This is a genomic window from Pedobacter sp. ASV12 (genome assembly GCF_016429155.1).
Lineage (GTDB): Bacteria > Bacteroidota > Bacteroidia > Sphingobacteriales > Sphingobacteriaceae > Pedobacter.
The window spans coordinates 1-11739 of sequence record NZ_JAELUC010000100.1; the positions used below are offsets into that span (position 1 = coordinate 1).

General features: G+C 44.3%; 10 protein-coding genes and 1 pseudogene. 6 read left to right on the forward strand and 5 right to left on the reverse strand.

The features are described from left to right. Positions 1–95: 95 nt before the first annotated feature. Entirely contained in the window at positions 96–821 is a 726-nt protein-coding gene (locus JHD69_RS17260) for a hypothetical protein (RefSeq protein WP_199141596.1), read from the forward strand. A gap of 57 nt (positions 822–878) precedes the next feature. Here JHD69_RS17260 and JHD69_RS17265 read toward each other — a convergent pair whose 3' ends face one another. The 3 genes from JHD69_RS17265 to JHD69_RS17275 are packed head-to-tail and all read right to left on the reverse strand — an operon-like array spanning position 879 to position 3861. Beyond that, positions 879–1331: a GNAT family N-acetyltransferase gene (locus tag JHD69_RS17265; protein WP_199141597.1), complete on the reverse strand. Its 453-nt coding sequence runs from the start codon at positions 1329–1331 to the stop codon at positions 879–881. 24 nt (positions 1332–1355) lie between these two features. Continuing rightward, on the reverse strand, positions 1356–2630 hold the full coding sequence (locus tag JHD69_RS17270) for a M16 family metallopeptidase (protein ID WP_199141598.1): 1275 nt from the start codon (positions 2628–2630) through the stop codon (positions 1356–1358). Continuing rightward, positions 2623–3861 carry a M16 family metallopeptidase gene (locus tag JHD69_RS17275; protein ID WP_199141599.1) on the reverse strand — a complete coding sequence of 413 codons (1239 nt, stop codon included), beginning with the start codon at positions 3859–3861 and terminating at the stop codon, positions 2623–2625. Before JHD69_RS17275 ends, JHD69_RS17270 begins: the two co-directional genes overlap by 8 nt. Positions 3862–4155: 294 nt before the next feature. Between JHD69_RS17275 and JHD69_RS17280 the strand changes: the two genes are divergently transcribed. Next, the gene (locus JHD69_RS17280) at positions 4156–5280 is read left to right on the forward strand and encodes a CofH family radical SAM protein (RefSeq protein WP_199141600.1); all 1125 of its coding nucleotides are present in this window, start codon (positions 4156–4158) and stop codon (positions 5278–5280) included. A gap of 58 nt (positions 5281–5338) precedes the next feature. Here the strand turns inward: JHD69_RS17280 and JHD69_RS17285 are convergent, their stop codons facing one another. Beyond that, entirely contained in the window at positions 5339–6199 is an 861-nt protein-coding gene (locus JHD69_RS17285) for a ferritin-like domain-containing protein (protein WP_199141601.1), read from the reverse strand. An 11-nt stretch (positions 6200–6210) separates the two neighbouring features. Continuing rightward, positions 6211–6930 carry a ferritin-like domain-containing protein gene (locus JHD69_RS17290; protein WP_199141602.1) on the reverse strand — a complete coding sequence of 240 codons (720 nt, stop codon included), beginning with the start codon at positions 6928–6930 and terminating at the stop codon, positions 6211–6213. Positions 6931–7070: 140 nt separating this feature from the next. On the opposite strand from JHD69_RS17290, the gene JHD69_RS17295 reads away from it, so the two are divergent. From JHD69_RS17295 to JHD69_RS17310, 4 genes and pseudogenes are all read left to right on the forward strand, one after another. Continuing rightward, positions 7071–7850 carry a LytR/AlgR family response regulator transcription factor gene (locus JHD69_RS17295; protein WP_199141603.1) on the forward strand — a complete coding sequence of 260 codons (780 nt, stop codon included), beginning with the start codon at positions 7071–7073 and terminating at the stop codon, positions 7848–7850. After that, complete coding sequence (locus JHD69_RS17300; protein ID WP_199141604.1) at positions 7840–10782, forward strand: sensor histidine kinase; 2943 nt, start codon at positions 7840–7842, stop codon at positions 10780–10782. Before JHD69_RS17295 ends, JHD69_RS17300 begins: the two co-directional genes overlap by 11 nt. 449 nt (positions 10783–11231) lie before the next feature. Beyond that, entirely contained in the window at positions 11232–11438 is a 207-nt protein-coding gene (locus tag JHD69_RS17305; RefSeq protein WP_199141605.1) for a hypothetical protein, read from the forward strand. 69 nt (positions 11439–11507) lie between these two features. Next, positions 11508–11739: pseudogene (locus JHD69_RS17310) on the forward strand (GNAT family N-acetyltransferase); the annotation flags it as partial.

The window sequence follows — 11739 nt, forward strand, 5'->3', positions numbered from 1 at the left end:
CCCCCCCCCCCCCCCCCCCCCCCCCCCCCCCCCCCCCCCCCCCCCCCCCCCTTTTTAGATGTGTATAAGAGACAGGTACTAGCCAGCATATGCCGATGGGCTTTATTGGCTTCGACAATTCAGACCGCAACGTGCTGATGGTAACCGAAGATGGCGGCAAACTAATACGGACCCCTGTCTATAGTGCCAAGGAAAATTTTCAGGATAGGAAAACAAAAGTGAATTTTGCGGAAGATGGCACAGCCGATATCAACATTAAAACGGCTTATGGCAATGCTCAATTTGAAGACAATTTTGGCATGTTGCTGATCGAACCGACCGAACAGCGCAAAAAAATCAATCAAAATACTGACATTCCGGGAGCAGAATTGGGCTCTTTCAAGTATGAGCAGGCCAACAAGGCCCTGCCAATTATGACAGAGGAAATCAATTTAAAAAGCAATCAGTTGCTGAGCAAAGGAGGCGAAAAAGCCTTTCTTACACTCAATTTGGTAAACCGCATGGAAAGCGTACCTGCTAAAATGGATACGCGCAAAACCTATTTTGCTGTTCCGTTCAGCTATCAGGACCAGGACGAAATCGACTTCGTTTTACCAAAGTCGTATGCCATAGAGTTTCTGCCCAAAGACATCAGCATTACGTCTGAATTCGGAACCTATACGGCCAAGTTTGTAGCCAAAGGCAATACCATTACCTACACGCGTACACAAACGATGGAAGCCAAAAAGTTTCCGCCCGAGAAATACAACGATCTGGTAGATTTTTACAAGAAAATTTACCAGGCCGATAAGCAAAAGGCTATTTTGGCCAAAGCACCATAAAAAATCCCGCATCTCCTAACGATGCGGGATTTTTTATGCTCGAATATTATCTCGAAACTATTCGGCCTCGCAATGTTGCCTCAATTGCTTGGGGCCCTGTGGCCAAATAAAGGCCGTGGTTTGTTTTTTCCAGCCCATGCTTTTATAAAAATGGTCGGCACCTGGGGCAGCACTCAAATTGACGAAGTGATAGTTTTCTAACTGGTTATTGAGTGTGGTAACCAAATATTTGCCCAAACCTTGTTTCTGGTAATCGGGGTCTACCACAATATCGGCCAGCATGGCATAATACCTGCCGTCGCCCACTACCCTGCCAAAAGCAATAATCCGGTCGTTATCGAATATAAAAAGCGTAGTGGTGCTGTTTTTAAAGGCAGCCGCTATTTCTTCTGCCTTGCGGTGCTTCCATTCTATTTTATAAAAAAGCGAAATTACATAGTCCCAATCTATTTTAGACAGATCTGGGTTGATGATATACGTATATTGTGGGTTTTCTTGAGGGATGTTCATAAAAATTGTATGCTAACAAAAGGATTATTTTCGACCTACCACTACCCGGGTCATTGCATCCCAGTTCAGGTAGGTATTGGCCAGTTGCCTCAGTTCTTCGGCCCCCATGGTTTTAACGGTTTGGATATACCTGTCGTAATAATCGTAGTCTAGACCAGAGAAGTAGATGTTTTTGAACTTATCTGCATGCGAAAAAGCATTTTCCAAACTACCCAGCATCGAACCCAACATGTAATTGCGGACCAAATCTAGTTCTTCGCTGCTGATCAGCTCCGTTTTGAGCAGGTCGATTTCCTTTGCTATCTCCTCCAGGGCACTGGCACAAACTGCTGTTCCAACTTCGGTGGCAATAAAGAAATAACCCGCATGTCTTAACGAGGCAATGCTCGACCCGATTCCATAGGTGTAGCCTTTGTCTTCGCGGATGTTAGCCATTAAACGCGACCCGAAATACCCGCCAAGTACACAATTGAGCAATTGTAAGCCCGGAAAATCTGCATGCTTACGGTTAATGCTCAAATTACCCATTCGGATAGCCGATTGCAAGGCATCTGCCCGCTCTACGTATATTTCTTGGCCAGTTGTGACCTCAAAACCAAAGCTGTTGACTGCCGAATCTTCATGATTCTCCCATTCGCCTCCAAAAACTTTGTTTAAAACAACAAACTCGTTCTCCTCAAACTTACCTGCTGCCACTATAGTGCAATTTGATGGTTTATAAGCCGCCTTGAAATAAGCCAGCAGTTCGGCCTGGGTCAAGGCATCATAGTCAGTCAGCTGCACATCTACGCCATACGGTGTCTGACCAAAAACGGCATTGGCAAATGTTTTGCGTGCCATGAAGTCGTTTTTCTGCAAACTTACCTGTAACCTTTGCTTCTGATTTTGGATATAAATATCCAATTCGTGCTGCGGAAAAACACTTTCGTTGAGGATAGACCAAACAATAGGCAAAACAGCTTCTAAGTGTTTGTTTAAGGTATAGAGCGTAACATTGGTTTGATCGGCAGTATAGTCTGTTTGCAGGAAAGCACCATAATAATCTACCCTCTCGGCAATTTCTCTGGCCGAAAGCTGTTTGGTGCCGCTATTGATCAGGCCGTTTACTGCCATGGTCTGCAAAGGCTTGTTAGCCTGCCAATTTACGTTTTCAAATATGAATTCGATCCTCACCAGTTCCTGTTTGCCTGCATTGATGGTAAAAACCTTAATGCCATTGTCGAGTTGCTGCGCTTGGGGATGAATAAAATGGATATCATTTACCTGTTTAAAATCAGGTGCAATTGTACGGTTAAGCATTGGCCAAATAATATAAGGTAGACGATTTTTCTTTTACAAAGGTTTTTGCAGCTACGCTTTGAAGCTGGGCCGCCGTAATGGCCAGGTATTTATCTATTTCGGTATTCAGCTGGGCTGCATCACCCAAAAGCTCGTAATAAGCCAAGTTCATGGCCTTGTCTAACAAACTCATTTCAGCAAATACCATAATCGATTCGGATTTGTTCTTTACCTTGGTCAGCTCTTCTTCGCTAACCAGCTCGGCGCTTATTTTCTCCAGTTCTTTCCAAATAGCCTTTTCTGCATCAGCCATGGTTACACCGGCAACCAATTTCCCTTCCACCACCAGCAGGCCTTCGTCGAGGCTGCTTGTAATATAGGCATTGATTTCGCTGAACAGCTTTTGCGATTTGAGCAGGCTGTTGTACAGGCGAGAGGATTGTCCCTGCGAAAGAATGTCAGACAAAAGATCGTACACCTGATAATCTGAGTCTAGCCTGGAGGCCATCTTAAAAGCAATATAAATGCCATTTAAAGGCACGTTTGCACTAACCGTTAAGCTTCTTGCCTCTTGTTGCTCGGGTTCTTTAGGCAGGTTTCGCACGTATTTCTCGCCAGCCGGAATAGGTTCGAACCATTTCTCGGCCAGTTTTTTCACCTCTTCGGTCTTTACATTGCCGCCTACTACCAAAATGGCATTTTTCGGATTGTAATGTTTTTGAAAGAATGCTTTCACATCCTCCATCTTTGCATTTTCTATCTGCGCCAAATCCTGGCCAATAGTTGCCCATTGATAAGGATGCTTTTGATAGGCTAGCGGCCTTAATTTAAGCCAAACATCGCCATAAGGCTGATTAAGGTAACGCTGTTTAAATTCCTCCATCACCACGTTACGCTGCGTATCGAGGCTTTTTTCGGAAAAGGCAAGGCTCAGCATCCTATCGCTTTCGAGCCAAAAAGCCGTTTCTATATTGGCGGCCGGCAAGGTAATGTAATAGTTGGTAATGTCGTTGCTGGTAAAGGCATTGTTTTCGCCACCAACCCGTTGCAGGGGCTCGTCGTAACTCGGGATATTGATTGAACCGCCAAACATGAGGTGCTCAAAAAGATGGGCAAAACCCGTCCGTCCGGCTTCTTCGTCTCTGGCGCCAACATCATACAAAATATTCAATACCGCCATTGGCGTGGTGTTGTCTTCATGTACCAGTACTTTTAGCCCATTAGACAGCGTAAAACGATTAAAGTCTACCATAATATTTTTTAAGGAGCGTAAATATAGAGAAAAAGCCAAAACCGCTTAGGCAAAATAGCAGATGTGTCTATTTTATGATAAATTAGTTCGTTGGTATCATTGGTTGATTAGTCATTTGTTGATTGTTACATTGCGAACTGACAACTAAAAACCTGTTCATTAAGCGATTAGAAAATTGGCTGACTGTTATCTTGCTAACCGAAAACTGGCAACTGGCAATTGGCAACCAACAACAGTTCCCGCTAGAGACTAATTTTACACCCGCCTTACATCCCTTTTAGTTATCTTTGTGTTATGAATACTGCCGATCTATTACAGCGGGCGCTTAAATTCGACTTCCTTACCCAAGAAGAAGGCGTTTTTTTATACCACCATGCCACCACAGCAGAGCTGGCCTATGTAGCCAACGAATTGAGGAAAATACAGGTTCCGAGCGGAAAAGTAACTTGGCAAATTGACCGTAACGTAAACACCACGAACGTATGTATTGCCAACTGTAAGTTCTGTAATTTTTTTCGCAGGCCTGGCCACGACGAAAGCTACATTACCGATATTGAAACCTACAAGGTGAAGATAGAAGAAACTTTTCGCCTGGGTGGCGACCAGTTGTTGCTGCAAGGCGGACACCATCCCGATTTAGGCCTGAGCTTTTATGCCAACCTGTTCAAGCAGCTCAAAGAACTTTATCCAGACTTGAAGCTGCATGCCTTAGGTCCGCCAGAAATTGCCCATATTGCCAAATTGGAAGGCATTTCACATACCGAAGTCTTAAAAGAGCTCAAAGCCAGCGGCATGGATTCGCTGCCCGGTGCAGGCGCCGAAATCCTGAACGATCGGGTACGCCGATTGATTTCTAAAGGCAAGTGCGGGGGTCAGGAATGGCTCGACGTGATGCGCGCCGCCCATCAATTAGACATCACCACCTCTGCTACGATGATGTTTGGCCATGTAGAAACCATCGAAGAACGTTTTGAGCACTTGGTGTGGATTAGAACGGTACAAAGCGAAAAACCGGCCGATGCCAATGGCTTTTTAGCGTTTATTCCTTGGCCTTTCCAAGACGACGGCACCTTGTTGAAACGTTTAAGGGGCATTAGCAACAACGTAACCGGCGACGAATATGTAAGGATGATTGCCCTGAGCAGAATCATGCTGCCCAATGTCAAAAACATCCAGGCCAGTTGGCTAACCGTTGGCAAAACCGTAGCCCAACTCTGCCTACATGCAGGCGCCAACGATTTTGGTTCAATTATGATCGAAGAAAACGTGGTTTCGGCGGCTGGTGCACCACACCGTTTCACTGCAAACGGTATCCAAACCGCCATCAGGGAAGCCGGCTTCGAGCCTCAGTTGCGAGGCCAAAAATACAATTACCGCGAATTGCCCGCACATCTGGAAGAGCAGGTCATTACCTACTAAATAAAAAAAGGGGAAAGGCTTTGAGCCTCTCCCCTCCAACTTAAACCTATAAACAAAACTATGTCAGTCTCTTACCTGGTACGATAAACAGGTTGGCAATGGTTTTAACCGCAGCGCCTGTTAAAAACTCGTCAAAAGATTCGGCCGCAGCCGCTTTGGTTACACCGCTAACTCCACCAATACCTGTAATTTCTACACCAGCTTGCAACGTATTGTTTTCGCCGGCATAAACAGCATCAGCAGCCGCTACGCCGGTATCGTTCGAAATGCCGTTTGGTCCCAAACTGATCCAAGGTTTTAACCCAACACCCAAATTAGCAGCTGTCATTTGGCGTAAATGCGAGGCATGACGGGCTTCTACCGAGTGGATCTGCAAAGCTGTGGTTAAAACCGGCATGCCTTTTAAAATAGGCGCCTGCCCCTTGTAGGCACGTACACCTGTATCTTCAAAAGCTGTAGCTACTTTCAAGAAAGTTGAGTAGTTGGTGTAAACGTCGCCAAAAGTACCTCCAGCCGTAAAATCAAAGTCGGTATAGGCCAACGGTGTTCTGGCATTGGCTCCTAAAGCACCAACCAACAAATCAACGTGTGCCTTTTCATGGTCGCGAATGGTGGTAATAGCCGTTAATGGCGCACCTGTTGGAATGAGCCCGGGCGCGGCCACTACTGCATGGTTATAAAAATGATACTCCAAATACTCGAGCGAAAGCGCAAAATTTAAAACTTCATTTACGCTAGTGGGATTGGTTTGTCCATATGCTTTTTGAAACATCGAACCTAAAGCTAACGGAAGCGCTGCCAAAGAGATTTTCTTGCCCATGTTGAAAAAATCTTTCATGGCTGCTCTTCTTGGGCTTAATCTTTCATAGATTTCGCCGTCAACTTTTTCAATTTCTTCTAATATGTTTACAATATTCATGATTACTGGTTTTAAAGGTTGATGACGTTGATTTTTGTTTTGATATATGGAGCGGCCAAACCCAAAACCTTATCTGGGGTTAAGGCACCATCCAAGCCATTGGCATTAACTGAACCAAAAGCGCTAAGGCTAGCCAAGTCGGCAAAGCTTCCAGGCGAAATCTGGTCTCTTACCCAAGCCGCATGGCGGGCTTCTACAGAAACAATCTGCCCTGCGATAACCAAATTGGCGGCATTATTTAAACGCACACCAGCTCCATTATAGGCGGCAACTCCCAAATCTTCGAATGTTTTGGCGGCACCCAATACGCTGGTAGCACTTGTAAAATCAATAGCGGAAAAATTAACCTCTAAGCTGGCAATTGCCGAAGCACCCAGTGCTTTTTTGAAAAACTCGCGGTGGGCAATCTCATGGAACTGCACATCTTGGAAATATGCTTTTTGTGTTGCCGTAAAGCCGGCAGGAGGGTTCGAAGCCACCTGGATATAAAATGCGGCTTCCAGCTGCTCTAAGGCATAGGCATAATTAAGTACGCCGGTATCGTCTTTAAAATCGAGCGTTACGCCACTGGCCATTGGCGAAGGTGTTCTGTCTTTTCTACAGCCAGCTGCCACTAGCGCCAAAGCCGCTGCGCTTGCTCCCGCAAACTGCAAAAAAGAACGTCGCTCAAGTTTGGCATCAAAAATGCCTTTTTCTTCCTCGAGCACGTTTTGTTCGTTCAAATTTTCCATACGAATGAAATTTAGGTTAAGGTTCAATTAATTAGGTTTTGAAATAACATACGGAAGAATGGTGCCTTTGGATTTAATCGCACCGAATATTTCCTATTTCCTGCTTTTTTTGATAAATTAAGCCCTATTAAAACTAACCTATGCTAAATGCGATCATAGTTGATGATGAAGAGTTTGCGCGTTCCTCGCTTTATTTCCTCCTGCAGGAAAATTGCGAAAACGTCAATATTATGGGCATTGCCAAGTCGGTAAACGATGCAAGGGCCTTGCTGAGCCAATACAATGTCGACCTGATTTTCTTAGATATTGCCATGCCCGGCGAGAATGGCTTCGAGCTTATTCCGCAAGCCCAAAATGCCAATGCCACGGTTATTTTTACTACAGCTTATGATCAGTATGCCTTGAAAGCCATCAAGGCCAATGCACTCGACTACCTGCTTAAACCCATCGATATAGATGAATTGAAAGAGGCCGTAGCCAAGGCTACCAAATACATCAAACTGAACAAGGCCGAGAACAACCGCAACGAAAGCCTGAAAAACCTGGCCAACGACCTGAGCGAGCGGAGCAACATCAAAAAAATAACCTTGCCTAGTGGCCAAGGCTACAGACTAGTGGATATAGACGAAATTATACGCATTGAAGCCGACAGCAATTACTCGGTATTCCACCTGGCCAACCTCGAAAAAATTGCGGTTTCCAAAATCCTGAAGGACTACGAAGAGATATTGCCCGAAGAACGCTTTGTGCGGATCCATAAGTCGAGCATCGTTAACCTCAAATACGTAAAAGAATACAACTCTAAAAATGGCCTACAGGTCGTATTAACCAACGGCGAGGCCATCAACGTATCGCGCAGAAGAGCGAGCGATTTTTTCGATGCCATTAAAGCCTATACCAATATCCAAAGTGAGAGCTAGAGCTTGTTTGCGTTTATTTTTTGCTGTTTTGGCCTTATTGCTATTCGCCAATGCAAGAGCTGTTGCCCAAACGGCCTACCTGCCGCACTATACCACCAAAAACGGCTTGCCCAGCAACAACTGCTACTATACCTTGCAAGACCGCAAAGGTTATATTTGGATAGCCACCGATGCCGGCGTAAGCCGCTTTGACGGCGCCATGTTCGAAAACTTTTCTGTTGATGATGGGCTACCCGACAACCAGGTGCTGCAATTGAGGGAAGACAAAAAGGGCAGGATCTGGTTTTTGTCGCTCAATGGGCAATTGAGCTATTTCTACAATGGCAAAATCTATAATCCCGACAACGACAAAGAGCTCAAAAAACTCAATTTCAACGCGGTAGTTGTTTCTTTTTTCGAAGACAGCAAAGGCCGCATCTGGTTTGGCACCAATAAGAACATTATTGGCGTATGGGATGGCGAATCGCTACTCAAATACAGCTCTCCTACCATGGAAAAGCAATTTGCCAATGCCTTTATTTATGAAGACCTGCATGGCAATATCTGGGCCTATAGCACCACGGCTAGTTTTTTGTACATCAGAAACAATTTCGTGCTCATCGAAGACGATTTCTTGCCACTCTCTTATAAAACGCTCGCACTAACCAAAGACAAACTGGTTTACTTCTTAAATAAGGATGGTTTAAACATCAAATCGGGTGCGATGAGCAGACCGGTTTTACGCGTAGCCCCAGAACTGCTCGGCAATAGTCCGGGTTATATTTATGCCAACGACGACGAACTTTGGCTAAGCAACAATAGCGGCGTTTATGTAATCGATTACGACGGCAATACCAAGCAGCTGCTCAAAAACGTGGATGTGAACCAGGTAATCAGAGACAACAGCCAGAACATGTGGTTCACCACCAAAAACGGGATTTACCGCTTGCCTGCTGCTAAAGAGAGGCTTTACATTATCAATAAAGACCAGGGCTTGAGCACCGAAGTAGTGAAAAGCGTAACCAAAGACGAAAAGGGCAAACTGTGGCTCGGCATGGGCAGCGGCGACCTCAATATCCTGAACCTCAAATCGAAAAGTGTACAGCAAATCAACATCGCCGATAAACGGAAATACAATACCATTAAGCAACTGCTGATCGACAAAAAGAACCATACCCTTTATTTTGCTTCCGATTATGGCCTCGGTTCGATTTCGGCTGCCAGTCCGCAACAAAAATCGCTTCGCTTTTTAAAGGAGACCAACAATTCGGTGTTTGTAGTCAAGAATTTCAGCATCGATACCAGCTCCAAACTGGCCTTGGCCCTTTCTTCGGGCGTGGTAATCATCAACGACCGCACAAACAAATTCGAATTCTCTTCCCTCAACTACAAAGAACAGCAAGATTATTTCAAGGACCGTTCTTATCGCGTTTTTTACGACAGCAGGCAGAATTTATGGTTTTCTAACATCAGCGGGCTTTCGGAGTTTAACCATGGCGTGCTCAACAAATATTACGAGCATGCGCCTTTGCTCACCAAGCGCATCAACGATATCAAGGAGCTGGCCAACGGCACATTGGCCATGGCCACCGATGGCTACGGCATCGTTATTTTTCAGAACGGCAAGGTAATTAGGCACATTACCCAGAAAGACGGGCTCAACAACAACATCATCAACAGGCTTTTTGTTAAAGACAATTACCTTTGGGCCATCAGCAATACCGGCATCACCCGCATTTCGACAGCCCAGAACAGCTTTAGCATCAATTCGTTCGATTATGCCAACGACCTGCTATCAGACGACCTGAACGACCTGTACATCGATACCGACACGGCCTACTTTGCCACCAACAACGGCTTGGTTTATTTTGCACACGGCCAAAGAGCAGCGCAAACCAAAGCGCCAAAAATCTATATTTCTTCGGTTCTTAACAACAGGGAGGTGCTCGATTTAAGTTCGGCCAGTTTTGTGCTCAAGCCAGACGAACGCAACATTACCTTCAACTATAGCGCTATCGACTTTAAAAACCGTAAAATATTGTACAGATATCGCCTAAAGCCCGATGCCAATTGGTCTGAAACCAAAAACAGGCGACTGGAGCTTTCTTCGCTGGAACCAGGCACCTATTGTTTTGAAGTAAGCGCAAAAAGCCAGGACAGCCCTTGGAGCGAGCCCGCCAAATTCAACTTTGTGCTCGAAAAGCATTTTTGGCAAACCTGGTGGTTTTTCGCCCTGCTACTGGTCATTGGTGGCTATATTTTATATGCCATAACCGTTAGCATTACCAAAAGGCAGAAGAACAAGGAACAGGAACAATTGCTGTTGAAAAACAAAATCCTGATGTTGGAGCAACAGGCGCTGCAGGCCATGATGAACCCCCATTTCGTGTTCAACGTGATGAACTCCATCCAGCACTACATCAACACCAAAAACACTTCTTCGGCCAACAAGGTGCTCACGGGCTTTGCGAGGCTCATCAGAAAGAACCTCGAGATCTGTACCAAGAGCTATATCAATCTGGAAGAAGAAACCGAATACCTTAATCTATACCTCAGCTTAGAGAAAAACCGCTTTGGCGACAAGCTCATTTACAGCATCCAGATAGATCAGCAGCTCGACAAGGAAGAAACCCTTATTCCTTCTATGCTTTTGCAGCCTTACATCGAAAACGCAATATGGCACGGCATTATGCCAAAAGAAGAAGGTGGCGAGGTCAATATCCAAATCAACCAGCAAGACGATGATTACCTGCGCATCCAGATTATCGACAATGGCGTAGGAATCAACAATTCGCTGGGCCAAAAGAAAGGCAACCATCAAAGCAAAGGCATGAGCCTAACCAAAGAAAGGATCAATTTATTGAACAGGATTGAAGCAAAACCTATACAATTGTACATCGAACAGCTGGGAAAAAGTGGCACTTCCATTACAATTTTGGTCCCATTGCAGTAATTTTTACCGTTTACTCAATTATTCATACCACTCACTAAATATTCTCCAATCATTGTTCAAATAGCATTAAACTTGTTATAAGATATTCAACAACCCAGATGGGTTTGTTTTAAAAACGTTCTTATAGGATTGACAAAGATATTTTTTAACCTAACCTAAAACTATATCTCAATTCAGGTTTCATTTGTGTGTTAAAAGCGTCCCGAAAAACTCGAGACGCTTTTTTGTTTTAATGCCTGTTTTCTCTTCTCCGAAAGTTGTCCGGCTGCGCCTTAATCCCTTACGTTTCGAGCCCCGAAAAAAAACAAAAAAACTTTCAGAAAGAATGATTTTATATTAATTTTGGCTCAAATAAAATTCTAAAAAAACAGGTTTCTTTCTATTTAAAAAGATTTTTTGTAATTTAGAGTAATCGTTAAAACTTTCCGACAATTAATATTTTTTGTGTTATGAAAACGCCAAAAAAACCTATTCAGAAAAACCCATTGAACAAGCCGATGTCTAGCAAAAAGGAATCAGATGAAGAAGAAGATGATGATATCCAAGATCGTGATATCAGGGACGAAGACGATGACGACGACTTCGATATGCCGTTAGACGATTTAGACACCTTCGAAAGTTTTGACGATGACGACGATGACGACGACAGATACTAACCAAGTTTAAAAACCTTATATTTAAAAGCATCCTTTTAGGGTGCTTTTTATTTTAAATCCATGCCGCAAATGAAGATCGTACCCGTTAAAGACAAAGGAACGAAAATAGAATTTTTAAATGTTGTAGAGACCATCTATCAAAACGATCCGAGCTGGATCCGTCCGCTAGACCAGGACATCGAGAAAATATTCGACGAAGAAAAAAACCCTTTCTTTAAGCATGGCCAATGCATACGCTGGATTTTAGTTGACAACAAAGGTCAAACCATTGGCCGCGTAGCCGCTTTCATTAACGAGAAAA

Coding starts and splice junctions, on each gene's coding strand:
- JHD69_RS17260 (WP_199141596.1), top strand. CDS start 96: ATGGGCTTTATTGGCTTCGACAATTCAGACCGCAACGTGCTGATGGTA.
- JHD69_RS17265 (WP_199141597.1), bottom strand. CDS start 1,331: ATGAACATCCCTCAAGAAAACCCACAATATACGTATATCATCAACCCA.
- JHD69_RS17270 (WP_199141598.1), bottom strand. CDS start 2,630: ATGCTTAACCGTACAATTGCACCTGATTTTAAACAGGTAAATGATATC.
- JHD69_RS17275 (WP_199141599.1), bottom strand. CDS start 3,861: ATGGTAGACTTTAATCGTTTTACGCTGTCTAATGGGCTAAAAGTACTG.
- JHD69_RS17280 (WP_199141600.1), top strand. CDS start 4,156: ATGAATACTGCCGATCTATTACAGCGGGCGCTTAAATTCGACTTCCTT.
- JHD69_RS17285 (WP_199141601.1), bottom strand. CDS start 6,199: ATGAATATTGTAAACATATTAGAAGAAATTGAAAAAGTTGACGGCGAA.
- JHD69_RS17290 (WP_199141602.1), bottom strand. CDS start 6,930: ATGGAAAATTTGAACGAACAAAACGTGCTCGAGGAAGAAAAAGGCATT.
- JHD69_RS17295 (WP_199141603.1), top strand. CDS start 7,071: ATGCTAAATGCGATCATAGTTGATGATGAAGAGTTTGCGCGTTCCTCG.
- JHD69_RS17305 (WP_199141605.1), top strand. CDS start 11,232: ATGAAAACGCCAAAAAAACCTATTCAGAAAAACCCATTGAACAAGCCG.